At 63.0% G+C, this 24831-nt stretch carries 19 protein-coding genes, 3 tRNA genes and 1 riboswitch; of the genes, 6 read left to right on the top strand and 16 right to left on the bottom strand.

Translation table 11 applies throughout. The annotated features are described in order from the left end of the window. Window position 1: 1 nt before the first annotated feature. Both cobN and cobW read right to left on the bottom strand, forming a co-directional pair. Window positions 2–3778: a cobaltochelatase subunit CobN gene (gene cobN, locus BN1188_RS18555; protein ID WP_040262982.1), complete on the bottom strand. Its 3777-nt coding sequence runs from the start codon at window positions 3776–3778 to the stop codon at window positions 2–4. 5 nt (window positions 3779–3783) lie between these two features. Then, window positions 3784–4848, bottom strand: coding sequence for a cobalamin biosynthesis protein CobW (cobW, locus tag BN1188_RS18550; protein ID WP_040262980.1), 1065 nt, complete (start codon window positions 4846–4848; stop codon window positions 3784–3786). An 89-nt stretch (window positions 4849–4937) separates the two neighbouring features. Continuing rightward, window positions 4938–5142: riboswitch (cobalamin riboswitch) on the bottom strand. A 199-nt stretch (window positions 5143–5341) separates the two neighbouring features. Here cobW and mexE point away from each other — a divergent pair. The 3 genes from mexE to BN1188_RS18535 are packed head-to-tail and all read left to right on the top strand — an operon-like array spanning window position 5342 to window position 11217. Continuing rightward, the gene (gene mexE, locus BN1188_RS18545; protein WP_040262978.1) at window positions 5342–6592 is read left to right on the top strand and encodes a multidrug efflux RND transporter periplasmic adaptor subunit MexE; all 1251 of its coding nucleotides are present in this window, start codon (window positions 5342–5344) and stop codon (window positions 6590–6592) included. Between the two features lie 12 nt (window positions 6593–6604). Then, window positions 6605–9790, top strand: coding sequence for an efflux RND transporter permease subunit (locus BN1188_RS18540; protein WP_040262977.1), 3186 nt, complete (start codon window positions 6605–6607; stop codon window positions 9788–9790). Further along, complete coding sequence (locus tag BN1188_RS18535) at window positions 9787–11217, top strand: efflux transporter outer membrane subunit (protein ID WP_040262975.1); 1431 nt, start codon at window positions 9787–9789, stop codon at window positions 11215–11217. The genes BN1188_RS18540 and BN1188_RS18535 overlap by 4 nt, the downstream gene beginning before the upstream one ends. Window positions 11218–11262: 45 nt before the next feature. Here BN1188_RS18535 and BN1188_RS18530 read toward each other — a convergent pair whose 3' ends face one another. The 4 genes from BN1188_RS18530 to BN1188_RS18515 form a co-directional block, all read right to left on the bottom strand. Next, on the bottom strand, window positions 11263–11568 hold the full coding sequence (locus BN1188_RS18530) for a hypothetical protein (RefSeq protein WP_040262974.1): 306 nt from the start codon (window positions 11566–11568) through the stop codon (window positions 11263–11265). Window positions 11569–11633: 65 nt separating this feature from the next. Beyond that, window positions 11634–14039 carry a hybrid sensor histidine kinase/response regulator gene (locus BN1188_RS18525; protein ID WP_040262972.1) on the bottom strand — a complete coding sequence of 802 codons (2406 nt, stop codon included), beginning with the start codon at window positions 14037–14039 and terminating at the stop codon, window positions 11634–11636. 30 nt (window positions 14040–14069) lie between these two features. Beyond that, on the bottom strand, window positions 14070–14531 hold the full coding sequence (locus BN1188_RS18520) for a response regulator (protein WP_040262970.1): 462 nt from the start codon (window positions 14529–14531) through the stop codon (window positions 14070–14072). Window positions 14532–14561: 30 nt separating this feature from the next. Further along, window positions 14562–16802, bottom strand: coding sequence for an ATP-binding protein (locus tag BN1188_RS18515; RefSeq protein ID WP_040264245.1), 2241 nt, complete (start codon window positions 16800–16802; stop codon window positions 14562–14564). 247 nt (window positions 16803–17049) lie between these two features. Here BN1188_RS18515 and BN1188_RS18510 point away from each other — a divergent pair, with 247 nt between their 5' ends. Beyond that, a complete protein-coding gene (locus BN1188_RS18510) occupies window positions 17050–17280 on the top strand; it encodes a DUF6555 family protein (RefSeq protein WP_040262968.1) in 231 nt (76 codons plus the stop codon). 3 nt (window positions 17281–17283) lie between these two features. On the opposite strand, the gene BN1188_RS18505 is transcribed toward BN1188_RS18510, so the two are convergent. After that, window positions 17284–17964, bottom strand: coding sequence for a metallophosphoesterase (locus BN1188_RS18505; RefSeq protein WP_040262966.1), 681 nt, complete (start codon window positions 17962–17964; stop codon window positions 17284–17286). A gap of 9 nt (window positions 17965–17973) precedes the next feature. Further along, window positions 17974–18831, bottom strand: a complete 858-nt coding sequence (locus BN1188_RS18500) for a glucose 1-dehydrogenase (RefSeq protein ID WP_040262964.1) — start codon at window positions 18829–18831, stop codon at window positions 17974–17976. A 226-nt stretch (window positions 18832–19057) separates the two neighbouring features. Between BN1188_RS18500 and BN1188_RS18495 the strand changes: the two genes are divergently transcribed. Both BN1188_RS18495 and BN1188_RS18490 read left to right on the top strand, forming a co-directional pair. Continuing rightward, a tRNA-Leu gene (locus BN1188_RS18495) sits at window positions 19058–19143 on the top strand. Between the two features lie 201 nt (window positions 19144–19344). Beyond that, on the top strand, window positions 19345–19617 hold the full coding sequence (locus BN1188_RS18490) for a hypothetical protein (protein ID WP_040262962.1): 273 nt from the start codon (window positions 19345–19347) through the stop codon (window positions 19615–19617). A 48-nt stretch (window positions 19618–19665) separates the two neighbouring features. On the opposite strand, the gene BN1188_RS18485 is transcribed toward BN1188_RS18490, so the two are convergent. From BN1188_RS18485 to BN1188_RS18450, 8 genes are all read right to left on the bottom strand, one after another. After that, entirely contained in the window at window positions 19666–20085 is a 420-nt protein-coding gene (locus tag BN1188_RS18485; RefSeq protein ID WP_157395823.1) for a response regulator, read from the bottom strand. Window positions 20086–20228: 143 nt separating this feature from the next. Continuing rightward, window positions 20229–20783: a YfbU family protein gene (locus BN1188_RS18480; RefSeq protein WP_040262960.1), complete on the bottom strand. Its 555-nt coding sequence runs from the start codon at window positions 20781–20783 to the stop codon at window positions 20229–20231. A 274-nt stretch (window positions 20784–21057) separates the two neighbouring features. Next, window positions 21058–21131 (bottom strand) — tRNA-Cys (locus BN1188_RS18475). 37 nt (window positions 21132–21168) lie between these two features. Beyond that, window positions 21169–21244: transfer RNA gene (locus tag BN1188_RS18470), tRNA-Gly, on the bottom strand. A gap of 67 nt (window positions 21245–21311) precedes the next feature. Further along, window positions 21312–21869, bottom strand: a complete 558-nt coding sequence (pgsA, locus tag BN1188_RS18465; RefSeq protein WP_040262959.1) for a CDP-diacylglycerol--glycerol-3-phosphate 3-phosphatidyltransferase — start codon at window positions 21867–21869, stop codon at window positions 21312–21314. Window positions 21870–21901: 32 nt separating this feature from the next. After that, on the bottom strand, window positions 21902–23725 hold the full coding sequence (uvrC, locus tag BN1188_RS18460; protein ID WP_040262957.1) for an excinuclease ABC subunit UvrC: 1824 nt from the start codon (window positions 23723–23725) through the stop codon (window positions 21902–21904). After that, the gene (gene gacA / locus BN1188_RS18455; protein WP_040262955.1) at window positions 23726–24370 is read right to left on the bottom strand and encodes a response regulator transcription factor GacA; all 645 of its coding nucleotides are present in this window, start codon (window positions 24368–24370) and stop codon (window positions 23726–23728) included. 83 nt (window positions 24371–24453) lie between these two features. Next, window positions 24454–24822 carry a helix-turn-helix domain-containing protein gene (locus BN1188_RS18450; RefSeq protein ID WP_040262953.1) on the bottom strand — a complete coding sequence of 123 codons (369 nt, stop codon included), beginning with the start codon at window positions 24820–24822 and terminating at the stop codon, window positions 24454–24456. Between the last annotated feature and the right edge of the window lie 9 nt (window positions 24823–24831).

The following is a 24831-nucleotide window of genomic DNA, read 5'->3' as shown; positions in this document are numbered from 1 at the left end:
CTCAGCCCTCTTCTTCACTGTCGATCAATAGGTTTTCCAGGACTTGGCGATACGCGCCGGGGGCTTGCCACAGGCCTCGCTGCTGAGCCTCCAGCAGGCGCTCGGCCATGTCGCGCAAGGCATGGGGGTTGTGGGCCTTGAGGAAGGCTCGATTCTCTTCGTCCAACAGGTAGGCGTCAGCCAGCATCGCATACTGATGGTCTTGCACCAGCCCGGTGGTGGCGTCGAAGCCAAAGAGATTGTCCAGGGTAGCGGCCATTTCGAAGGCGCCTTTGTAGCCATGGCGGCGGGCGCCGGCGAGCCACTTGGGATTGACGGCGCGGGCGCGTACCACGCGGTTCAAGGCTTCCTTTAGCGTGCTGACTCGGGGCGCGTCCACCTGACTGTGATCCCCATGGTAACTGGCTGCCTCGCGGCCGGCCTGCTGGTGGACGGCTGCCAGCATGCCTCCGTGAAACTGGTAATAGTCATTGGAGTCGAGCAGGTCATGCTCGTGGTTGTCCTGGTTCTGCAATACCGCTTCCAGGCGGCCGAGACGGTCGGCCAGCTCGGCCCTGGCCGGGGCGCCATCATCGGCCCCGCCGTAGGCGTAGCCGGAATGATTGAGATAGGCCTCGGCCAGATCCTGGCGTTGTGTCCACTGCCGGCTCTCGACCACGCCTTGCACCCCGGCGCCATAAGCACCCGGCTTGGCACCGAAGATGCGCCAGCCTGCCTGGCGGCGCGCCTGTTCAGGTTCGAGCCCGTTGGCGACCAGCCTGGCCTGCTCGCTGCGCACCCGCGCTGCCAGGGGGTTGAGGTCTTCAGGTTCATCCAGGGCGGCAACCGCTTGTACCGCCGCGTCGAACAGCTTGATCAGGTTGCCGAAGGCGTCACGGAAAAAGCCCGAGACACGCAGGGTCACATCGACCCGCGGCCGATCCAGCAGGCTCAGCGGAAGGATTTCGAAATCGTCCACCCGCTGGCTGCCAGTTGCCCAGACGGGGCGTACCCCGAGCAACGCCATGGCCTGGGCGATATCGTCGCCACCGGTGCGCATGGTGGCCGTGCCCCAGACTGAAAGCCCCAGGTGGCGCAGATGGTCGCCGTGGTCCTGCAGGTGCCGCTCCAGCACCAGGTTGGCGGACGCGAAGCCCAGCCGCCACGCCGTGGGCGTGGGCAGGTTGCGTACATCCACACTATAGAAGTTACGGCCTGTAGGCAGCACGTCCAGGCGGCCACGGCTCGGAGCGCCGCTGGGGCCTGGCGGCACGAAACGGCCGCCCAGGGCAGCCAGCAGATGGTCCATTTCAGCAGGCCCACAGGCGTCCAGTGCTGGCGCCACCTGATGGAGCAAGGCATGCACAAGGTCCGCAACCGGTCGCCAGCAGGGCTCCGGTGGGCAAACCCAATGGCCGTCCAGCGCCTGCCCGATGATGGAGGCGCCGAGCCGTTCCAGCCGCTCGCGGGTGTCGCCCTGGGTCCGCCAGGGGCTATCGTCCACTGCCTTAAGGACTGCGGGACGCGGCCCGGTCCAGGGCGCGCCGAAGTTGCAATCGAGAGGGTCGAAACCCAGCTGCAGCGCGGCGGCCAAGGCCCGCGGCAGGCTGGCATCGGCGCCTTCCCCACTGCCACGGGGCGCGCGCAGCAATGCCGCCAAGGTATCCAGGCGCAGCTGGCCGGCCGGCGACTCACCGAACACATGCAGGCCGTCGCGGATCTGGGACTCCTTCAGGTCGCAGAGGTAGGTATCCAGCCGCGGCAGCCAGGTGTCGGCATCCTTGAGCGCCGTTTCCTCCAGATCGAGTTCTCGGTCCAGGGCAGTGGCGCGCACCAGGGCCAGTATCTCGTCCTGCAACGCCAGGGCCCGGCGCCGATCCAGCAGTTGTGCTTCGTAGTATTCGTCGGCGAGCCGCTCGAGGTCACGCAGTGGGCCGTAGGTTTCCGCGCGAGTCAGCGGCGGCATCAGATGGTCGATGATCACAGCCTGGGTACGCCGCTTGGCCTGGGCCCCTTCGCCGGGATCGTTCACGATGAAAGGGTAGATATGAGGCATGGGCCCGAGCAGCGCGTCGGGCCAGCAACTGGCAGACAACCCGACACCCTTGCCGGGCAGCCACTCCAGGTTCCCGTGCTTGCCGACATGAATGACCGCATGGGCGCGGTAGGCCTGTCGCAGCCAGAAGTAGAAGGCCAGGTAACCGTGAGGGGGCACCAGGTCCGGGTCGTGGTAGACCGCACTGGGGTCCAGGTGATAACCCCGGGCCGGTTGAATGCCGACGAAGGTAGCGCCGAAGCGCAGCCCGGCGACCATCATGCGTCCGCTTCGGTACATGGGGTCTTGTTCGGGCGCTCCCCAGCGCTGGGTCACGGCGTCCCGGCACGCCTCGGGCAGGGCATCGAAGGCCAGCCGATAGGCATCGAGGGCGAGGCTCTGGGCGCAAGGCCGGGCGTCGAGCTGATCCAGGTCATTGCTGACATTGCCGAGCAAGGCCTGGATCAGTGCGGTACCGGTGGCCGGAAGCCCGGACACCGGGTAACCGGCCACCGCCATGCCTTGGAGAATGTTCAACGCGGCGGCTGGCGTATCCAGGCCCACACCATTGCCGATACGTCCGTCCCGGGTCGGATAATTGGCCAGCACCAGCGCGACGCGCTTGTCGGCGGCCGGGGTGCGCGCCAGGGCGATCCAGTTGGCAGCCAGGCGCGCCACGAAGGCCATGCGCTCAGGATGGGCGCGATAGCACACCACATCGCTCTGGCTACGCTCGCTACGCCAGGCCAGGTCCTTGAAGCTGATCGGGCGGCTGATGATTCGGCCGTCCAACTCTGGTAGCGCCACGTGCATGGCCAGGTCCCTAGGACCTAGCCCCTGGGCGCTTCCCTCCCACGTGGGCTGGTTATCCTGGGCACAGATGGCCTGGATAACCGGAATATCACGGCGCAGTGGACGCTGCCGGGGGTTCTGCGGGGACGCCAGGGCGAAGCCGGTGGTGTTGAGCACCAGCGCGGCCGCGACCTCGTCCATCCAGGCCTGCAGTTGCTCCAGGCAGTCTGCCTCCTTGAGGCTGGCGACCGCCACCGGCAAGGGGTTCAAGCCGGCACTGGCCAGCTGCTCACAAAAGACATCGACGAAGCCGGTATTGGCCGCCTGCAGGTGCGAGCGATAGAACACCAGAGGCACCACCGGGGCGCCCGCCGTCCATACCGCTTGCCAGGCGCCAAGGCTGACTACGCCGTGTCCCGGGCGATAGAGGCTTACCCGCGGCAAGGCGGCCGGTGGTTCCCAAGGCAAGGGTTCGGCCAGGCGGCCAGTGAAGTAGGTCGCGGCGATATAACCGAACAGCGCCGATGCGTTGGCCATGCCGCCTTGGCGCAAATACTGCCAGACGGCCTCGCTGGCCTCTGCGGGCTCGCTGCCAAGCGCACTGAGCTCTGGATCCGGCCGGTCATCCCCGGGGACCATTATTACCCGCGTACCCTGCTCCACCAGGCGGCTCAGTTGCTCGACACCATAGCGCCAGTAGCCTACGCCCCCATGGAGCGATAGCACGATCAACCGGGCATGGCGAAGCACCTGGTCGACATAGAGATCTACCGAGGCATGATTCTGCACCTGCATGGGATTGGCCAGGCGCAGGCTTGGAAAATCCCCGGGCAAGCCCTGGGCGGCTTCGGCCAACAGGGCCAGATGCGAATCGCCACTGCAGAGGATCACCAGCTCAGCCGGGGTTTGCCCGAGGTCGGCTATGCTGTCGTCCGGAACGAAGCCTCCCGGTTGGGTACGCAGCAGATGCATTCGGCCTAGCCTTGCAGGGCGCGGGTCAGTTCGGCGGTCACCGTGGCGCCGTCGAGATCCTGTCCGATAAGCACCAGCCGGGTGAGCCGGGCTTCGTTGCCCTGCCATGGGCGGTCGAAGTGGCGATCGAAGCGGCTACCGACGCCTTGCAGCAACAGACGCATCGGCTTGCCCGGGATGGCCGCGAAGCCCTTGACCCGCAGGATGGCATGCCGTTGCACCACGGCCTGCAGCGCCGCCATCAGCGAAGCCTCGGACGCTTCGGGAAGCTCGACCCAGACGGAATCGAACGCATCGTGGTCGTGGTCTGCCTCCTCGCCCTCATGGTGCTGGTCATGGTGGGTCTGACGGCCGTCGATATGAGCCTCGGCCTCAGCGCCAAGCCCGAGCAGCACCTCCAGGGGAAGCTGGCCGGCGCGGCCTTCGACGATCTTCACCGCCGGCGGCAACTCGGCACTGACTTGGGCGCGCACCCCCTCCAGGCCCGCGTGATCGATCAGGTCGGTCTTGTTCAGCACCACCAGGTCCGCGCTGGCCAGTTGATCTTCGAACAGTTCGTGCAGCGGCGACTCGTGGTCCAGGTTCGGGTCCTGGCGTCGCTGAGCGTCCACTGCCTCCGGGTAGGCGGCGAAGGTGCCCGCGGCCACTGCCGGGGCATCCACCACCGTGACTACTGCGTCCACGGTGCAGGCATTACGTATCTCGGGCCACTGGAAGGCCTGCACCAGCGGCTTGGGCAAGGCCAGCCCGCTGGTTTCGATCAGAATGTGGTCCAGGGTGCCCCGACGCTCCACCAGCTCGCGCATCACCGGGAAGAATTCTTCCTGCACGGTGCAGCACAGGCAACCATTGGCCAGCTCGAACACCCGGCCCACGGCTTCTTCCGCGCTGCAACCGATGCTGCACTGACGCAGCAACTCGCCATCGATGCCCAGCTCGCCGAATTCATTAACGATCACGGCGATGCGACGGCCCGCAGCATTGTCGAGGATATGCCGGAGCAAGGTGGTTTTGCCGGAACCGAGAAAGCCGGTGACGATGGTAACGGGGAGCTTGCTGAGCGTTTTCATGGGTGCCCCTGGCACTATGGCGGGCAGGCGCGGTACAGCACGGGCGATACCCGTTGCGGCTTCGCACCGGATCACCCCGCCCGGTTGAATGGAACTGACTGAACGAGGCAGGTTTCCTGGCTTACGGCATCAGCATTCGCGGCTGATGGCCTGCCGCCTTCCCGCACTTGCGCGCAGTGGCCATGGCAAGCATTACCGTTCACAGTTGCGGGGGCAGCCGCGGCCTGTCACCGCGTTCCCATTTTAACTCCCGCAGGCAGTCAGCCTGGGAGCACCTCGAAGTGGCAAGCCTACGCAGTGCCGGGGCCAAGGTCAATCAAGGCGCCGCCAGATGCATTCGATGAGAGAAAGACAGGCGCCTACGGCGATCCAAAGAATCGATTCCCGGAATCACTGTGAGTGATAGTCATCTTCGAACCATTCGATTCGTCGATGGTCGCGCGTCTGGCCAGAATCCGTTCATTCCTCATAATCAAGATGGGCGGGGCGTTCTATGGAGCAGTCATTCAAACCTTTGCGTTTTCCATTGGCGCTGATGGCGCTTTCGGTGCTGGCGGCCTGTGGCCGCGCCCCGGACACAGCCCTGGCGCCCCAGGCGCCGAAGGTCAGCGTGGCCCAGGTATTGGAGCAGCCGGTGAATGAGTGGGACGAGTTCACTGGCCGCCTGGAGGCGCCGGAAACGGTGCTGGTACGGCCCCGTGTATCCGGACAGATCGATCAGGTGGCGTTCACCGAAGGCGCCCTGGTGAAGAAGGGTGACCTGCTGTTCCAGATCGACCCGCGCCCCTTCCAGGCGGAAGTCAATCGGCTGGAGGCACAGCTGCAGCAAGCGCGCGCCAATGCCGCCAACAGTGAGAACGAAGCCAGCCGTGGCGAACGGTTGCGCAGCGCCAACGCCATCTCCGCCGAGCTGGCCGACTCGCGCAACAGCGCCGCGCTGGCGGCACGGGCCGGCGTTGCCGCCATCCAGGCACAGCTGGACCTGGCGCGCCTTAACCTGAGCTTCACCCGGGTCACCTCGCCGATCAGTGGCCGCGTGGGTCGCGCTGAGATCACCGCGGGCAACCTGGTCAGCGCCGACAGCAGCCTGCTGACCCGGGTGGTCTCTACGGACAAGGTATATGCCTATTTTGACGCGGACGAGCGTGCCTTTCTCAAATACAGCCAGCTGACCCGCAGCGGTAGCGTCGGCACGGCCGCCCCTGTGTATATGGGCCTGTCCAACGAAGACGGCAACACCCACCTGGGCCAGCTCAACTTCCTCGACAACCAGGTCAACCCGCAGACCGGCACCATTCGCGGGCGGGCGGTGTTCGACAACCGCAACGGCGAATACACCCCTGGGCTGTACGCACGATTGAAACTGGTGGGCAGTGGCGTCTACGACGCTGTGCTGATCAAGGACGAGGCCGTGGGCACCGACCTGGGCAAGAAGTTCGTGCTGGTGATGGACAAGGACAACAAGGCCACGTACCGCACGGTGGAACTGGGACCCAAGCTCGAAGGACTGCGCATCGTGCGCAGCGGGCTGGCCAAGGGCGACCGGATCGTGGTCAACGGCCTGCAACGGGTACGCCCCGGCAGCACCGTCGACCCGCAGGCCGTGCCCATGGCCAGCGAACAGACCCTCGCGGCATTGGCCAGCCAGCGCCACGCCCTCGAAGCGACCAGCCAGCAGGCGGGCCGTGCTCAAAGCGCGCCAGGCCAGCCCAAGCTGGCCGGCAATTCATCGCCACGCGGCTGAAGGACCTGAGCCATGACATTTTCCGGTTTTTTCATCAAACGGCCGATTTTCGCGGCTGTATTGTCCCTGATGATCCTCATCGGCGGCGCCATTTCCCTCTTCCAGCTGCCCATCAGCGAATACCCCGAGGTGGTGCCGCCCACGGTGGTAGTGCGCGCCAACTTCCCTGGCGCCAACCCCAAGGTGATCGGCGAAACGGTGGCCGCGCCCCTGGAACAGGCCATCACCGGCGTGGAAAACATGTTGTACATGTCCTCCCAGGCCACGGCCGATGGCAAGCTGACCTTGACCATCACGTTCGCGCTGGGCACCAACCTGGATACTGCCCAAGTGCAGGTGCAGAACCGGGTGACCCGCACCGAGCCGAAGCTGCCCGAGGAGGTGACCCGCATCGGCATCACGGTGGACAAGGCCTCCCCCGACCTGACCATGGTGGTGCACCTGACCTCCCCGGACCAGCGCTATGACATGCTGTACCTGTCCAATTACGCCGTGCTCAACATCAAGGATGAGCTGGCGCGGTTGAACGGCGTGGGCGACGTGCAGTTGTTCGGGATGGGGGACTATTCCCTGCGCGTCTGGCTAGACCCCAACAAGACCGCCTCGCGCAACCTGACCGCCACCGATGTGGTCAACGCCATTCGCGAGCAGAACCGCCAGGTCGCCGCCGGCCAGCTGGGCGCCCCGCCCGCCCCCGGCGACAGCAGCTTCCAGCTGTCGATCAACACCCAGGGCCGCCTGGTGAGCGAAGAAGAGTTCCAGAACATCATCATCCGCGCCGGCGCCGATGGCCAGATCACCCGCCTGCGCGACATCGCTCGGGTAGAGCTGGGTTCCAGCCAGTATGCCCTGCGTTCGCTGTTGAACAACCAGCCTGCGGTCGCCATTCCGATCTTCCAGCGGCCGGGTTCCAATGCCATCGACATTTCCAACGAAGTGCGCGGCCGCATGGAAGAACTCAAGCAGGCGTTCCCCGAGGGCATGGACTACAGCATCGTCTACGACCCGACCATTTTCGTGCGCGGTTCCATCGAGGCCGTGGTGCATACCCTGTTCGAGGCCCTTGTGCTCGTCGTGCTGGTGGTGGTGCTGTTCCTGCAAACCTGGCGCGCCTCCATCATTCCGCTGGCCGCGGTACCGGTATCCTTGATCGGCACCTTCGCCGTGATGCATATGTTCGGTTTCTCGCTCAACGCGCTGTCGCTGTTTGGCCTGGTGCTGGCCATTGGCATCGTGGTAGACGATGCCATCGTGGTGGTGGAGAACGTAGAGCGCAATATCGAGCTGGGCCTGGAGCCCATGGCCGCCACTGAGCGAGCCATGACCGAGGTGACCGGGCCGATCATCGCCACTGCCCTGGTGCTGTGCGCCGTGTTCGTGCCCGCGGCCTTCATCTCCGGCCTCACCGGGCAGTTCTACAAACAGTTTGCCTTGACCATCGCTATCTCCACCGTGATCTCGGCCTTCAATTCCCTGACCCTGTCGCCAGCGCTCGCGGCGGTATTGCTCAAGGGCCATCACGCGCCCAAGGACGCGTTCTCGCGCCTGCTCGACCGGCTGTTCGGGGGCTGGCTGTTCCGCCCCTTCAATCGCTTGTTCGAGCGCGCCAGCCATGGTTATGTCAGCACCGTGCGTCGAGTCATCCGCGGCAGCGGGATTGCCCTCTTCCTCTATGCAGGCTTCATGGTGCTCACCTGGTTCGGCTTCGCCAACACGCCTACCGGCTTCGTGCCCCAGCAGGACAAGCAGTATCTGGTGGCCTTCGCCCAACTACCCGACGCGGCCAGCCTGGACCGTACCGAAGAGGTGATCAAGCGCATGTCCGCGATGGCCATGGAACAGCCAGGCGTGGCCAATGCCATCGCCTTCCCGGGCCTGTCGATCAACGGATTCACCAACAGCCCCAACAGCGGCATTGTCTTTGTGGCACTCAAAGACTTCGATGAACGCAAGGACCCAAGCGAATCGGCCAGCGCCATCGCGGCGGCCTTGAACGGCAAGTATGCGGGCATCCAGGAAGCCTACATGGCGATCTTCCCGCCACCGCCCGTGCAGGGCCTAGGGACCATCGGCGGTTTCCGAGTGCAGATCGAGGACCGAGGCAACCTGGGTTACGACGAACTCTACAAAGAAACGCAGAACGTCATTGCCAAGAGTCATCAGGTGCCCGAACTGGCGTCCCTGTTCACCAGCTATACCGTGAACGTGCCTCAGGTCGACGCCAATATCGACCGAGACAAGGCCAAGACCCACGGCGTGGCCATCAGTGACATCTTCGACACCCTCCAGGTGTACCTGGGCTCGCTGTACGCCAACGACTTCAACCGCTTCGGCCGGACGTACCAGGTGAACGTGCAGGCTGACCAGCGCTTCCGCCTCAACGCCGAACAGATCGGCCAACTGAAGGTGCGCAACGACCGGGGCGACATGATTCCCCTGGCCACCTTGCTCAAGGTACAGGACAGCGCTGGCCCGGACCGAGTGATGCACTACAACGGTTTCGTGACCGCCGAGATCAATGGCGCGGCCGCGCCCGGGTACAGCTCTGGCCAGGCCCAGGCAGCCATGGAAAAGCTGCTTCGCGACGAACTTCCCAATGGCATGAGCTACGAGTGGACCGAGCTGACCTATCAGCAGATCCTGGCTGGCAACACGGCGCTGTTCGTGTTCCCCTTGTGCGTGCTGCTGGCGTTCCTGGTACTGGCCGCTCAATACGAAAGCTGGAGCCTGCCTCTGGCGGTGATCCTGATCGTGCCCATGACCCTGCTCTCGGCCATCGCCGGTGTGATCATCGCGGGTAGCGACAACAACATCTTCACTCAGATCGGCCTGATCGTACTGGTCGGCCTGGCGTGCAAGAACGCCATCCTGATCGTGGAGTTCGCCAAGGACAAGCAACTCGAAGGCCTTGACCCCTTGGCGGCGGTACTCGAGGCTTGCCGTCTGCGTCTGCGCCCGATCCTGATGACGTCCTTCGCCTTCATCATGGGAGTGGTGCCGCTGGTGACCTCTACCGGCGCCGGCGCTGAAATGCGCCATGCCATGGGGGTAGCGGTGTTCTCCGGCATGCTGGGCGTGACCTTCTTCGGGCTGCTGCTCACGCCCGTGTTCTTCTATTTGATCCGCAGCTTCGTGGAGCGCCGTCAGGCTGCTCGCGCGGCGGCCCATTCTTCCGCTCAGCTGGAGGCACATCCATGACCGCCCTGCTTCGCTTCGCTCCCGCCCTGCTGACTCTGGCCCTGGCAGGCTGCGTGGTCGGCCCGGAGTACCGGCCGCCCTCGTCGGCGCCCGCCGCGCTGACCGAAGCCCAGGACGCTGGAGCCGCGCGCTATGACCGTTCCCGGTTCGAGGCGCTCTGGTGGCAGCAATTCGACGATCCGGCGCTGAACCAACTGGTGAAGCAGGCGCTGGACGGCAACCGCGACTTGCGAGTCGCCTTCGCCCGGGTCAAGGCGGCCCGCGCCATTCGCGATGACGTGGCCAACGATGACCTTCCCGTCGTCACCAGCCGGGCCAGCAGCGAAGTCGGTCGCGCCCAGGTCCCTGGACAGACCGAGCATCGGGTGAACATCGAGCGCTATGACCTGGGCCTGGACATGGCCTGGGAAGTGGACCTGTTTGGCCGTATCCAGCGCCAGCTGGAGGCAAGCGATGCGCAGCAGGAAGCGGCCCAGGCGCAGCTACAGGCTCTTCAAGTGACCATGATCGCTGAGTTGGTCGACGCCTACGGGCAGTTGCGGGGCGCTCAGCTGCGTGAACGAATCGCCGGGGACAATCTGGAAAACCAGCGCGCCAGCCGGGGAATTACCGTACAGCTGCGTGACCTGGGGGTTGGTGATGCCTTCGATGTGGTGCGTGCCGATGCCCGCCTCGCTGGGGTGGAAGCCAGCATCCCCTTGCTGCAGGCCGACCAGGTCAGGGCGCGGCACAGGATCGCCACCCTCCTCGGCCAACGTCCGGAGGCGCTGAGCGTGGACCTGTCGCCAGAACCACTGCCAGCAATCGCCAAGGCCCTGCCCATCGGCGACCCCGCCGAGCTGCTGCGCCGCAGGCCGGATATCCGCGCCGCGGAGCGCCAGCTGGCAGCCTCCACCGCCAACGTGGGCGTGGCCACGGCGGACCTGTTCCCACGAGTCAGCCTCAGTGGCTTCCTTGGCTTTACGGCCGCGCGTGGTTCGCAACTGGGGTCGGGCGCGGCACAGGCCTGGAGCCTGGGGCCGACTATCAGCTGGGCCGCTTTCGACCTGGGTAGCGTGCGGGCGCGGATCCGTGGCGCCAACGCCGATGCCGAGGGTGCCTTGGCCACCTATGAGCAGCAGGTGCTGCTCGCCCTGGAAGAGTCAGAAAATGCCTTCAGCGACTATGGCAAGCGCCAGCAGCGGCTGCTGGCACTGATCCGCCAGAGCGAAGCCAGCCGCACCGCGGCTGACCTGGCGCGGATCCGTTACCGGGAAGGCAGCGTGGATTACCTGGTACTGCTCGACGCCGAGCGAGAACGGCTGGCCGCTGAGGACGCCCAGGCCCAGGGCGAGGTCGACCTCTACCATGGCGTAGTGGCGATCTACAAGGCGCTGGGCGGTGGTTTGGGAGAGAAGGACCAGGCAGGCGCCATAGCCCTGCGCTGAAGTCCCGCCGGCTGTCCCTGTTCAGGCAGCCGGCGTGGCTCTTGGTCAGATGGGCGTTGCCTGGTTATGGTCGTCCAGCGGAGCGCCGGCCAGGCCGCCGGCGATGCGCTTGGCTTCGTCCACGGCGAACTTGAGCACATCAGCCGCTGGCCCCGGATCCTGTTCCCGAAGCTTGGGAGGCGGGCTCTTGAGCACGGTTCCATTGCCATCAGTGACGACGATGCGGCTTTCATAGCGGTCCGGCCCTAGCTGCCGGACAGTGACCTGGATATGAGTCCCATTTTTCAGGGTCTCGAGATGCTCCAGAGGCGAATGATCAGCGGGCACCCAATCTTCGTGTTCGTGTCCCATGCAAGCCCCCTATGACTTTGGGTCTGGTTGTGTTTCCTTACAGACCTTGAAATCGCCAGGATGGTTCAGGTGGGCGAGTCCGACGGAACGGGCGCAGCCAAGGCATGGCGAAGCTTGAGCGCCAGCTCTTCCTCACGGAAGGGTTTCTGCACGATAGGGAACTGGCCCTCATCCAGGCCACCGACCTGGGCATAACCGGTAATGAACACCACCGGCAACCGAGCGAAACGGCGACGGGCCTCTCGAGCCAATTCAGCGCCGTTGGCGCCTGGCATTGCGAAATCGGTTAGCAGCAGGTCGATGCTATCGTCCAGTCGTTGCAGGGCCTGGTTCGCGCCGTCAGCCTCCGTTACCTCATAACCCAAGGCATCGAGTAGCAGCGCGGTCACCTGACGCACGTTCGGATCGTCGTCTACCAGCAGTACACGGTGACGCAGGCCATCGGGAGGTGGCAGGCCGTCGTCGGACACGCGCTCGGCTATTGGCAGGCTGGGCGCACGTACCCCTGGCAAGTAAACCTTCACCGCAGTGCCTTCCCCCACCGCCGTTTCAATGGCTACGCCCCCGCCTGACTGTTTGGCAAAGCCGAATACCTGGGCCAGGCCCAACCCGGACCCCTTACCCACTTCCTTGGTGGTGAAGAAAGGTTCGAATGCCTTGGCCAGGACCTCTGCGGGCATGCCGGAACCGGAATCGCGGATAGTGAGCACTACGTAGTCACCCGGCTCCGGGTCTTCCGGCCGACTTGGCCGGGCGGTAACGGTTTCGTTGGCGGTGGTCAGGCGCAAGGTGCCGCCGTCCGGCATGGCATCCCGGGCGTTGATCGCCAGGTTGAGAATGATCATCTCGGTCTGGGTAGCGTCGACCAAGGCATTCCACAGCGCCGGGTCCTTCTCGGTTTCGATCCAGATGCTTCCGCCCAGGGTACGCTGGAGCAAGTCAAGCATGCCCGACACCGTATCGTTCAGACTGACCGGTGCCGGTTCAAGGCGCTGACGACGGGAGAAGGCCAGCAGCTGACCGGTCAGGCGGGCGCCCCGCTCCGCGGCTTCCTGGATACTGTGCAGGCGGCTGCCGAAACGGGCGAAATTGCCCTTGGCCAGGTCGCGGATCAGGAAGTTCGCGCTGGCCAGGATCACCGTCAGCAGGTTGTTGAAGTCATGGGCGACACCAGCGGTGAGCTGGCCCACGGCCTCCAGGCGCTGCATCTGCTGCAGGGCGGCCTCGATCCGTTCCCGCTCGCGGATCTGCTCGCGCAAGCGCTCATTGGTCGCCGCCAGCTCGTCGAGCACAGCGCGCTCGCTGGTGATATCCCGGGCCACCGCGTACATCATTCCTTCATCCGGGACTATGGTCCACGACAGCCAGCGGTACTCGCCGTCAGCATGACGCATGCGGTTGACGAAGCGACTGGAGACGATGCCCACCGCCACGTTCTCTACCTCCCGCTGGGTCGAGATCAGGTCATCGGGATGCACCAGGCTCCACAGTTGCATCCCGGTCAGCTTCGAGCGTGGCCAACCGAGGGTGCTCTCCCAGGCCGGGTTGAGGGCGGCGGGCGACATGTCGAAATGCAGCACCCCCAACAACTCCCGGGACAACTCCCAGGTACGATCGCGCTCGCGGGTTCGCTTTTGCACGCGGTCCCCAAGCAGGTCGTTCAGCCGCTCCAGGGCCTCGGTGGTTTCCTTCTGCTCGGTGATATCCTGCAGCACCCCACTGAAACGCACACAGCGCCCCCCGGCGAAACTGGAGCGGCCACTACTGGCGAACCAACGCTCCGAGCCGCTGGGCAAGCGCACCCGGTATTGCACCTGGTAGGAATGGTCTGTACCCGCAGCCAGGGCAGCTTCGACGCGATCCCGGACGGATGAAAGGTCTTCAGGGTGGATGGTGGAGTAGAACAGGTTCAGGTCCACTACTGCATCAGCCGGCAATTCATACATCACCCGCATGCGTTCATCCCAGCTCAGCACGCCGGTTACCGGGTTGAGCTCCCAGGTGCCCATGCGCGCGGCCTCGATGGCAATGCGCGCGCGCGACTCGGCTTCATGCAGGTTTTGCTCGGCCAGCTCACGCTGGCGTCGTTCATGTACCTCGGCCAAGGCTCGCTTGACTGCGGCGGGCAGCAGCGGCAGGCTCTGCTTGAGTACATAGTCCGTGGCGCCCTGGCGCATCATCTTGACGGCATGTTCCTCACCGAACACGCCGGAAATGAAGATAAAGGGCGTTTTTGGCGCTAACTGTCTCGCAATGGCCAGGACTTGCTCCCCTGATGAGCCGGGCAATACCACATCGCTGAGAATCAAGTCGAAGGTCTCGCCCCGCAGCATGTTTGCTACCATGCTGTGGTGATGCGCCACTTGGGCTTCGAACCGCAATCCGCTGCGTTCCAGCGCGAAAAGCGTCAGTTCGGCGTCGCGGCTGCTGTCTTCGATCAGCAACAACTTGAGTGGCGCGGTATGGGGCACGGCAGGGCTCTCGAGGGGGCGGACGGCGGGTCAGTGGGCAGTACGACGCTTCAGGCGCAGCGACCCGGGCGGTGGCTCATTGAGCACGGCCCAGAAAAGGCCCAGGTCGGAGATCGCGGACACGAACTCCTTGAATTCAACTGGCTTGACCACATACGCGTTTACGCCCAATTCGTAGGCCTGTTGCAAATCCGGTTGCTCCCGGGACGATGTCAGCATGACCGTCGGGATGCTGCGCAGGTTTTCATCCCCACGCACCGCCTTGAGCACCTCGAGGCCATCGACCTTCGGCAGTTTCAGGTCCAGCAAGAGCACGGCCGGGTTACCTTCGCTGCGGTTGGCATAGGCGCCTTTACGCAGGAGATAGTCCAGGGCCTCGGCACCGTCGCGCATGACAATGACTTCGTTGGCCAACTGGCTTCTTTCCAGCGCGACCAGGGTCAGTTCCAGGTCCCGGGGATTATCTTCCACCAGAAGGATAGGCTTAAGCATGGAAACCTCAATAAGGGTCAGGAACGCAAGTCATTGTTGATCGGGAAGCGAAAAATAGAAGGTGGCGCCCTCTCCGATCACACTTTCCGCCCAGACACGTCCCTTGTGACGCTCGATGATGCGCCGCACACTGGCCAGGCCAATACCGGTACCCTCGAATTCTTCCATGCGGTGCAGTCGTTGGAACACACCGAACAGCTTGGAGGCATAGGACATGTCGAACCCTACGCCGTTATCCTTGACGAACACCACGGTCTGGGCGAGCGGGTCGTCATGGTAGGCCCCGACCTCGATCACCGCAGGCGCGCGCTCGCGGCTGTACTTGAGCGCATTGGAAAGCAGGTTGCGCAGCGCCAGATGCAGGAACGCGGCATCGCCGATGACCACTGGCAGGCGCGCGACCTTCCACTGGACCTCCCGACCCTCGTAATCGGGAGTCATTTCTTCCTGGATCGCCTCGACCAGAGCGTTGAGGTTCACGTCCGAGTGTCGGAGCGCGGAACGGCCCATCTGCGAGAAGCTCAGCAGGTTGTCTACCAACGTGCCGGCGAAACGGGCCGAATCGGCGATGTGTTCCAAAAAGCGCATGCCACGGTCCGATAGCTTGTCGCCGTCGAAGTCGGTCAGCAGCTCGGCATAGCCGGCGATATGACGCAACGGGGCGCGCAGGTCATGCGAGACGCTATAAGAGAAGGCTTCCAACTCCTTGTTGGACTTTGTCAGCTCACCCGCCAGCGCGGCCATTTCTTCGGCCTTGCGCAGCACGATGCCCAGTACCGCGTTGCGCAACTCCTCCACCGCATCCACCACCAGGCCGTCCCAGGGTTTTGAAAATCCGCGGATTTCCTCGCGCCATTTATCGAAGCTATTGCGCGGATGCAGTGTACCTTCGGCCGCAACGTTTTTTTCTGGGCGCCCCGCCCAGTCGATGGTATGCGCGTGCTCCGGGCGGAACCAGAGCAGGTAGTGGTTATGCAGCTTCGAGATGGCGACCGCCAGCACTCCGGCGGCGTGGGCGGCGAGCCCACAGTGGGCAGGTACGTCCCGACCGACATTGTCAGTGTGGAAGACGTCACCGCCCTCCGCGCGCCCTAGCCATTGCACCAGGGCCTCGACAACCTGCGCGGGGGGCGTGTGCCCGACTGACTCGCAGCGGCCTTCGCTGACGATGCTGGCGCCCCCGGCGTCGGCGAAGCCGAGGAAGATCTCGGGTACGGAAAGCAGGCCGTCCGCCACGCTGTCCCAATCCGCCATGGCGGACAGCAGGCGCACCACGTGCTGGCGCAGGCCAAGCAGCCGCTGGGTATCGCCGTGGGCTTCGCGAGCCTCGATCTGTAGCGACAGTACGCTGCCCAATAGCTCGCAGGCGGTACGCACCTGGAAGCCCAACGGACGGGGCTCGGCATTATGGCAGGACACCAGCCCCCAGAGCCGACCGCGCACTACGATGGAAACGGACATGGAAGCCAGGGTGCCCATGTTGCGCATGTATTGCAGATGTACCGGCGACACGCTGCGCAGCGCGCAATGGCTGAGGTCCAGCGCACGCTGGGTTTTCGGGTTATCCAAAGGCACCAGACGGGCCGGCCGGTAGTTGGCATCCTGGATCAGCCGGATGCGATTGGCGCAATAGAGCGCCCGCGCCTGGGGTGGAATATCGCTGGCGGGGAAGCACATGCCAAGGTAGCTGGGATAACCCGGATCGGCTTCTTCTGCCAGAACCAGGCCATTGCCCGCGGCGTCGAAACGGTACGCCTTGACGCGACCGAAGCCGGTCAGGCGCTTTACCTCAGCCACGGCGCGCCGGCAAAGCGCCTCTACCCCCTGAATATCCTGAAGCTCGGTAACGAAGGCGCGCACCAAGGGATACAGCCGCCCGTAGACCGCGACCACATCGGTGGCCGGCTCGAACTCGGCAATCAGCACCGAATCCCAGCGGTGCAGCAGTATCGCGTAGGCGCCCTTGGCTCCAGGGCTGACGAACCGTACATCTCCAAGATGGAACGGATGCGGGTCGTCGGTGGGAGTGTCGCGGAGCCGCTGCACCAGGTGGTCAGGATCCGCCACCAAGGCACTCAGGGCCTGGCCTATCAGACTGGGCGCGTCGAGCCCCAGCCAGTGATCGACGTTCTCGCTGGCTTGAAGAATGGCGAGGTTGTCAGGGTCCAGCGCAAGCAGGAAGCCATGGGGCTGGATACTCCCTGGAATCTGAATAGGCTCGCGCGCGCATTGCTCGATCGCAGCGGCAAGGGCCTCGTCCGATTCACGTATGGTCACTGCAGGCTCCGGGGTAACGCTAATAATTGGACAATACCTTAACAGACTTGTACAGAAACCAGCAGAGCCTTGGGATGCATTTCCATTAATAGAAAGAAATGAACGCGGCTTCGACGCCTGCGCCAGAGCGTGTTCCTTGGGCATACCTGGCGCCATGCTGACGGCAAGGCTAGACTTGTCCGCGATGGGAATCGTTGGATCCGACCAGGGACCCTATGCCGGACAAGGAAGAGGCACAGCAATGGAACGCCGTAAGCAGTATATGATTCGTTACCGATACAAGGGCCAGACCCGAGCCTTCACCCAGGCGGACTCCCGCATGACCAAAGCCGACGCCTGGTATTACGCTTCGCTTCATTGCGGCGCGGTTCAGCTGTACGGTGTCACCGCGCTCGGTGGCGATACCCAGGCTCTACGCCGCCGGGCCGAAGGTTGCGGCCTGAGCGATGTGGACTTTCGAGAGCTGTCTTGACGCTCAGTGCCTACCACGCACGCTATATACCGCCCCATCGGCGAGGCAGGCTGCGCTGAGCTGGCCGCCCTTCACCGCAGCAGTATCCAGATACCAAACATTGCCTGCCTGCCGGACCCGTTTGCCAGGAGTATGCCCCACCATCAACGCCTCGAGCCCGAGAATGGGTTCGGTGGGCCGCTGGACTCGCTGGTAGACCGCTGTCTTGACCGCCGCAGGCTCACCTCGACGCAAGGCTTCCCTGAAGTCCCACCACTGGAGTCCCGCGCATCCCGAGTGCACCACGGCGGCTATTCCCCGGGCCGTGGACACCTCGATGGCCAGGGGAAGGCTAGACAGTTGCAGGACGAACTCGAACTGCTCGTACACCGGTCGGCCCAACAGCCAGGCAAAGTGCTCGCTCAAGCGCCACCATTGAGCTTCGTCCTGCGCGAAGGCTTCCACCAGGCGCTGCTCATGGTTACCGCGCACCGAGAACATCCAGGGCTCGGCCAGCCAATCGAGCACCTCGTGGGACAAGGGCCCATGGTCGATAAGGTCGCCTACACAGAACAGACGGTCATTTCGGGTATCGAAGTCGACCTTGCTCAGCAGCGCCTGCAGGCGATCGAAACATCCATGTACGTCACCGACGACAAAATCACGGCCATCGGTGTTGATGCCAAAGCTGAGTACTGCCGACATGATGCCTCCCTACAGGATCGGCTTGCCTCCGGTAACCCCGAAACGGGTGCCAGAGATATAGCTGGACTCATCCGAACCCAGCATGACGTAGATAGGCGCCACCTCCACCGGCTGGCCGGGACGTCCCAGTGGTGTCTGGGAGCCGAACTGGCTGGCTTGGTCTTCCGGCATGGTGGCCACGATCAATGGCGTCCAGATGGGCCCCGGCGCGACACTGTTGACGCGGATATTCTTCGGCCCGAGCATCTGGGCCAGCCCTGCGCTGAAGTTGGCGATGGCGCCCTTGGTGGAGGCGTAGGCAAGGAGCTGCGGCGTGGGGTTGTCAGAGTTAACCGACGAAGTATTGATGATAGAGCCGCCCGCCGGCATATACGGCACCGCGGCCTGGCAGATGCGGAACATGGCGGTGATATTGACGTTGAACGTATGCACCCACTCCTCGTCCGGGATCTCCTCGAGGCTCTGATGAGTCATCTGGAAAGCGGCGTTGTTGACCAGTACATCGATGCGACCGAAGCGGTCGACCGTCTGCCTGACCAGATCCAGACAGGTCTCGCGCTGAGCCAGGTCACCAGGAACGAGCAGGCATTCACGACCTGCTTCCTTGACCAGGCGAGCGGTATCCTGGGCGTCTTCATGCTCGTTCAAATAGCCGAGTACCAGGTCAGCCCCTTCGCGCGCATAGGCGATAGCTACCGCGCGCCCGATGCCACTATCGGCCCCCGTAATCAAGGCTACCTTGCCCGCCAGGCGGCCTGAGCCTTTATAGGAAGTTTCCCCACAGTCCGGGACGGGATCCATCTTCGCCTGGCTACCAGGCACTGGCTGCGGTTGCTTGGGGAAAGGCGGCATTGGGTACTGTTTCATGAAACGCTCCCGTATGTGAGTCAATGTAGATGCGACTCCCACGCCCAGGGCAGGTTCAGTGCGATTCGATGGCCTCTGCCGACATCTGCCGGCGTCGGTGGCCAGGCGCCTGGCCTGCCAGGGTTTTCCCTTGCCTCCGGCGGCCGAGCTGTATATATTCTCAGCCGTCGTCGATAGTGCTTTGTGTTCAAGGGCTTATGGCGCAGACACGCGACACCGCGCTACCGCCCGAATGGCGAAATTGGTAGACGCAAGGGACTTAAAATCCCTCGCCCCCTGGGCGTCCCGGTTCGACCCCGGGTTCGGGCACCATCTACCCCGCGTTGGCCCTCTGGCTGACCGCTTACGCTGCCTCCCTTCTACTGTCAGCCTTTTGTTTTCAACCCAGATCCGGGACGGCTAAGCACAGAAATGCTCGCCAAGGCGCTTCGCACCGTCCAATAGATTCATACTCGGTTGAACCGCGACTCTGAGGCATGGGTCGATGGTTTTGTAACGACTTGGAAACTTGCCATGGATTCGTTGAAAACCCTGCTTGCTCAACTAGATCCACCGCTGAAGCATCATGTCGAAATGCGCGGCGAAGACATGTTGCTCACCCTTGTCGACCCATTGATTCCAGCCAAGGCCGAACGCTCATTACAGCCCAGGCAGTACCAGAACCCAGGGCTGCTTTATGTGGTACTACTGCACGCCATCAATGAACTACGCGGCAAGGGTTCCCAAGCCCCTTTGCGGGTATTTCCGATCACAGGTCATGACGCCTCTGATCGAGCGTCTGGCTAAGGCGCCTGAACGGCAAGACCGGCACGCTCCGGCCGAGCCACCATTCGCTCAGGTCAGGCCGATATGACTGCCCCCGCTCTGGAAGCCTGCCCTTTGTTCGATCATGCTGCAGAGGACACTGAGTGACCAGGGCTTTTTCAGGAAGCAGGCGCTGGGTGGCAAAGCCTGGTCGAACTGCCGGCAATAACCACTGGTGATGATCACGGGGAGTTCAGGCCGTGCGGCGTAGACCGCAGTCGCCAGGTCCCATCCGTTCAAGGATCCGGGGGTGATCACGTCGGTAATGACCAGGTCCAGTTCATGATGATCATTGAAGGCCAACAGGCCGGCATCGGCGGTTCCAGCGGTGTAGACCACCCAGCCCATGTCATGGATCACTTCCGTCAGCAGCTCGCGCAGCACATCGTCGTCCTCTACGATCAAGGCCACGGGCTCAGAGCGGGATGGAGCAGAAGAAAGTGTCGTCATGATGACTGTGACCGCACGCTCGGCACTTTGCTCAACGCCAATTACAAATTGCCACATGACGGTCGGCCCAGCTTCGTTGCCATGCCTCACCACGACCGACCATGAAGCGATGGGTTGCCTCTCCAGCACATGCCAGCCAGGCATCATTCCACGCCAGCCTGCCGCCAGGCTTTGAGCAGTGTGCTCAGGTCGGGCCACGACAGTTGCCCGCTGTCGAACTCACCACAAGGCAGCCCTTGCAGCGCAGCCAACATGTGATCGTAGCCTTGCGCTGTTGACTGGCGCGTGCTGCGCAAGCGCCCCGAGAACATCGGCCAACGCTGCAGGTCATTGACCAGCAGGCGGGCAATGACCTGCAGCCTGCCCTCCCGCTCCTTGCCGAAGCCTGGGAAAACCGGCTTGGCGGCAGTAAGACCAACCTCTCTTGCCAGTGCCACTTGCTCTTCCAGGTCCAAGGCCTCATAGGACAGTTCGATCCGCTCCCACATGGACAGCACCCGCATGACATAGGCAAGGTCTTCGGAGCCCGCTCCGCTTGGCGGGAACAGCTCCGGGTATTTCCACTCCAGTGCCCAGCCTTGATCGCTGCTCACGGCCCTTTGTACCAGGAATGGGTCCAGCGCACCGACCACCTTCAGGTGTGCGTAGATATCGGTCAGCAAGGTAACCAGCAGTTTTTCCTTGTTGTTGAATTCCATGGAATCATTCCCTCCAGGTGCAGGCGATTGTGCCGATAGCGGCAACCTAGCAAGGAGAGGAAAAGGTCGGAATGACTGGTGTCATTAAATTCGGGCTCGTTGCCTGATTGGCTGGTCGATGACAGCGCTGGCGGCTTTCCATGAAGCCCCTTGCCCAGCCCGCGTCATGAAGATGTGGTATGGGGGCTTGATGCCCTGGCAAAACACGCTGCCAATGAAATTCGAACACAAAAGAAAAACCCCGCAGACCATTGATCTACGGGGCTTTCAAGGATGGAGGCCGAGGTCGGAATCGAACCGGCGTAGGCGGATTTGCAATCCGCAGCATAACCACTTTGCTACTCGGCCTCAAAACACATGGCAGCGAACTGCCCTGCGTTAAAACTGGAGCGGGAAACGAGACTCGAACTCGCGACCCCGACCTTGGCAAGGTCGTGCTCTACCAACTGAGCTATTCCCGCGTCGTGTTGACGGGCGCCATTCTATCTCATCAACCGAGCCCGTCAAGCCTTTGATTCAAAAATAGTTTTATTTTTTTACATCGGTGCTCAGATGGGGCAGTGCCGCCCGCAGATAATTGACCATGGACCAAAGCGTCAACGCCGCGGCGATCAGCAGCAAGGCATAGCCCACCAAGACGATGAAGGTCAGTTGTGGGGGATTGCCCAGCAAGATGATCAAGGCGACCATCTGCGCCGCTGTTTTCCATTTGCCCAGGCTCGACACCGCCACCTGCGCCCGAGCGCCGAGCTCGGCCATCCATTCGCGCAAGGCCGATACCACGATCTCACGACCGATGATGACCGCAGCGGGCAAGGTAAGCCAAAGATTGGCATGGGCCTCCACCAGCAGTACCAAGGCTACCGCTACCATGAGCTTGTCTGCCACAGGATCGAGGAAGGCACCGAAAGGGGTGCTTTGCTCCAGGCGGCGGGCCAGGTAGCCATCCAGCCAGTCGGTCGCGGCGGCGACGGCGAATACACTGCTGGCCGCCAGGTAGCTCCAGTGATACGGCAGATAGAACAGCAGGATGAAGATGGGAATCAGCGCGACGCGCAGGACTGTTAGGATATTGGGGATATTCATCGGCACGTCTGGCAGCGGGTTAGGCGGCCATTCTACTCGCTGTGCAGGTTGGCATAAATCGACTCCGCCAGCTTTTTGCTGATGCCTGGCGCCTTGGCGATTTCATCGATACTGGCGCGGGAAAGCTCCTGCAGTCCACCGAAATGCTTGAGCAGATCGCGCCGTCGTTTGGGCCCGATACCTTCGATACCCTCGAGGGTAGAGGTGCGGCGAGCCTTTCCCCGTCGCGCCCTGTGGCCGGTGATAGCGAAACGGTGGGCCTCGTCTCGAATCTGCTGGATCAGGTGCAACGCCGGGGAGTCTGCCTTTAGGGTGAACTCATTGGCGATTTCGTTCAGGTAGAGGGTTTCGAAACCCGCCTTGCGGGTTACGCCCTTGGCTACCCCGATAAGGATCAGGTCGGTGATGCCAAGCTCCTGTAGCACATCGCGGGCCATGTTCAACTGGCCCTTGCCGCCATCCACCAGCAGCACATCCGGCAGCTTGCCTTCGCCGGCCTTGATCTTGCTGAAGCGCCGGGTCAGGGCCTGATGCATCGCGGCATAGTCATCGCCAGGCGTAACGCCTTCGATGTTATAGCGTCGGTAGTCGGATTTGATCGGCCCTTCGGGACCAAATACCACGCAGGACGCCACGGTCGCTTCCCCGCTGGAGTGGCTGATGTCGTAGCATTCCAGACGCTGCGGAGGCTCATCCATCCCCAGTACATCCGCCAAGGCGTCAAAGCGCGCCGTCACATGCTGACGGTTCGCCAAGCGCGCGGCCAAGGCCTGCTCAGCGTTGGTGACCGCCAGTTGCTGCCAGCGCGCGCGGGTGCCGCGGACCCGGTGACTGACGCCCAGGTCTCGCCCGCGCAAGGTAGAGACGGCGTCCACCAGGGCCTCGATATCCTCGGGCAGGGTATTGACGATAAGCTCGCTGGGTAACTCGCGCTCAGAGCTGCCCAGATAATATTGGGACAGGAACGCGGACATCACTTCGTCGAGACTCTCCTCGATACCGACCTGGGGGAAGAAATTCTTGCTACCGAGAACCCGCCCGCCGCGTACGCTGATCAAGTGGACGCAGGCGCCGCCAGGGTTCACGAAGGCCGCGACCACATCCACGTCTCCGGTGCCCCCTTCCATGCTTTGCTGATCCTGCACGCGGCGCAGTACCGCGATCTGGTCACGCAATTCGGCCGCCTTCTCGAAATCGAGGTTCATGGCCGCCTGCTCCATGGTTTCGGACAGCTCATTGGTCAGCTGATGACTGCGGCCTTCGAGGAACATGATCGAATGGCGCACATCCTCGGCATACTCCTGCGCTTCGACCGCCCGCACGCAGGGTGCCTTGCAACGCTTGATCTGATATTGCAGACAGGGTCGCGCCCGGTTCTTGTAGTAGCTGTCTTCGCACTGGCGGACCTGGAAGGTCTTCTGCAGCAGACTCAGGCTTTCCCGAATGGCACCGGCGCTCGGGTAAGGGCCGAAATAGCGCCCCTTCCCTTTCTTTGCCCCGCGGTGAATGCTCAGCCGTGGAAACTCCCCTTCGGACAAGTACACGTAGGGGTACGACTTATCATCGCGCAGCAGGATGTTGTAGGGCGGCCGCCATTCCTTGATGAGGGTCTGCTCGAGCAGCAAGGCCTCGGTCTCGTTGGCGGTGATGGTGGTTTCCACCTGGGCGATATGGCCTACCAGCGCGGAGGTTTTCGGGGCCAGGCCGGTCTTGCGGAAATAGCTCGCCAACCGCTTCTTGAGATTGCGCGCCTTGCCCACGTAGAGCAGGCGGCCACCGCTGTCGAACATCCGGTAGACGCCAGGGCGGCCGCTGCAGGTAGCCAGGAAGGCGGCGGGGTCGAAAATCTGGGTCATTTAGGCGTTGGCATCCACCATGCCGTGCCGAACGGCGAGCAGCGTCAGCTCGACGTCACTGGTGATGGAAAGCTTCTCGAAAATGCGATACCGATAAGTATTGACCGTCTTTGGGGAAAGGCACAGACGATCGGAGATGTTCTGTACCTTCTGGCAGCCCACGATCATCAGCGCGATCTGGATCTCCCGCTCGGACAGCAGGTCGAACGGCGACGCGGTCGTCTGCGGCTGGAATGACTTCAAAGCCAACTGCTGGGCGATTTGCGGGCTGATGTAACGCTGGCCGGCGAATACCAACCGTATCGCCTGGACCATCTCGGTCAACCCGGCGCCCTTGGTCAGGTAGCCCGCAGCGCCCGCCTGGAGCAAACGGGTCGGAAACGGGTCTTCCTCGCAAACCGTGACCACCACCACTTTCACATCGGGATGGCTGCGCAGCATCTTGCGAGTGGCTTCGAGCCCCCCGATGCCGGGCATCTTGACATCCATGAGCACCACGTCCGGGCGCAGGTCCCGGGCAGCCTTCAGCGCTTCTTCCCCGGATTCGGCCTGGCCAACCACCTGCAGCCCATCGATATCGGACAGCATTCGAGTAATGCCTGTGCGTACCAGATCGTGATCATCGACCACTAGCACCCTAATCAAGCAGACACCTCTCGTTACGCTTTACATTCATGGATGTACATTAACAAAGATACACACGCCTGACCTAGGCTTTGTATGAAAACTCACTCCCCTCGTATGCGCCCCCGCTTCGCTGCGCTGCCCGTGGCGGGCAGCAAGCCCACCACCGCGTCCGTCATGCCAAGCAAGGCCTGCCGGGCAGCGGGCGGGAGCGCGCGATAGTGGCCAAGCAGGCGAACTTCCTCTTCCTGCAACTGGTCCAGGGGCGGTGCCAGACGCTGGCCGGTCAGTACATAGAGAACATCGACGCCTTCCTTGGCGACAGCTTCCAGGTAATCGGCCTTTGGCCAGCGTTCGCCGCTTTCATATTTGCCCTGGGCGTTGGGCTCTACCCCGCCGATTTCCCCGAAGGCACGCTGAGTGAGGCGCAGGCGCTCACGCTCCTCCCGGATGCGCGATCCAATTCCAGTCATTTGAATGTA

Origin of the sequence: Pseudomonas massiliensis (genome assembly GCF_000826105.1) — a bacterium.
In the GTDB taxonomy this organism is placed as follows: domain Bacteria; phylum Pseudomonadota; class Gammaproteobacteria; order Pseudomonadales; family Pseudomonadaceae; genus Aquipseudomonas; species Aquipseudomonas massiliensis.
Note: the sequence above shows the minus strand (reverse complement) of the source record. Positions and strands in the feature narration are given on the sequence as shown.

Coding starts and splice junctions, on each gene's coding strand:
- cobN (WP_040262982.1), bottom strand. CDS start 3,778: ATGCATCTGCTGCGTACCCAACCGGGAGGCTTCGTTCCGGACGACAGC.
- cobW (WP_040262980.1), bottom strand. CDS start 4,848: ATGAAAACGCTCAGCAAGCTCCCCGTTACCATCGTCACCGGCTTTCTC.
- mexE (WP_040262978.1), top strand. CDS start 5,342: ATGGAGCAGTCATTCAAACCTTTGCGTTTTCCATTGGCGCTGATGGCG.
- BN1188_RS18540 (WP_040262977.1), top strand. CDS start 6,605: ATGACATTTTCCGGTTTTTTCATCAAACGGCCGATTTTCGCGGCTGTA.
- BN1188_RS18535 (WP_040262975.1), top strand. CDS start 9,787: ATGACCGCCCTGCTTCGCTTCGCTCCCGCCCTGCTGACTCTGGCCCTG.
- BN1188_RS18530 (WP_040262974.1), bottom strand. CDS start 11,568: ATGGGACACGAACACGAAGATTGGGTGCCCGCTGATCATTCGCCTCTG.
- BN1188_RS18520 (WP_040262970.1), bottom strand. CDS start 14,531: ATGCTTAAGCCTATCCTTCTGGTGGAAGATAATCCCCGGGACCTGGAA.
- BN1188_RS18510 (WP_040262968.1), top strand. CDS start 17,050: ATGGAACGCCGTAAGCAGTATATGATTCGTTACCGATACAAGGGCCAG.
- BN1188_RS18505 (WP_040262966.1), bottom strand. CDS start 17,964: ATGTCGGCAGTACTCAGCTTTGGCATCAACACCGATGGCCGTGATTTT.
- BN1188_RS18500 (WP_040262964.1), bottom strand. CDS start 18,831: ATGAAACAGTACCCAATGCCGCCTTTCCCCAAGCAACCGCAGCCAGTG.
- BN1188_RS18490 (WP_040262962.1), top strand. CDS start 19,345: ATGGATTCGTTGAAAACCCTGCTTGCTCAACTAGATCCACCGCTGAAG.
- BN1188_RS18485 (WP_157395823.1), bottom strand. CDS start 20,085: ATGACGACACTTTCTTCTGCTCCATCCCGCTCTGAGCCCGTGGCCTTG.
- BN1188_RS18480 (WP_040262960.1), bottom strand. CDS start 20,783: ATGGAATTCAACAACAAGGAAAAACTGCTGGTTACCTTGCTGACCGAT.
- pgsA (WP_040262959.1), bottom strand. CDS start 21,869: ATGAATATCCCCAATATCCTAACAGTCCTGCGCGTCGCGCTGATTCCC.
- uvrC (WP_040262957.1), bottom strand. CDS start 23,725: ATGACCCAGATTTTCGACCCCGCCGCCTTCCTGGCTACCTGCAGCGGC.
- BN1188_RS18450 (WP_040262953.1), bottom strand. CDS start 24,822: ATGACTGGAATTGGATCGCGCATCCGGGAGGAGCGTGAGCGCCTGCGC.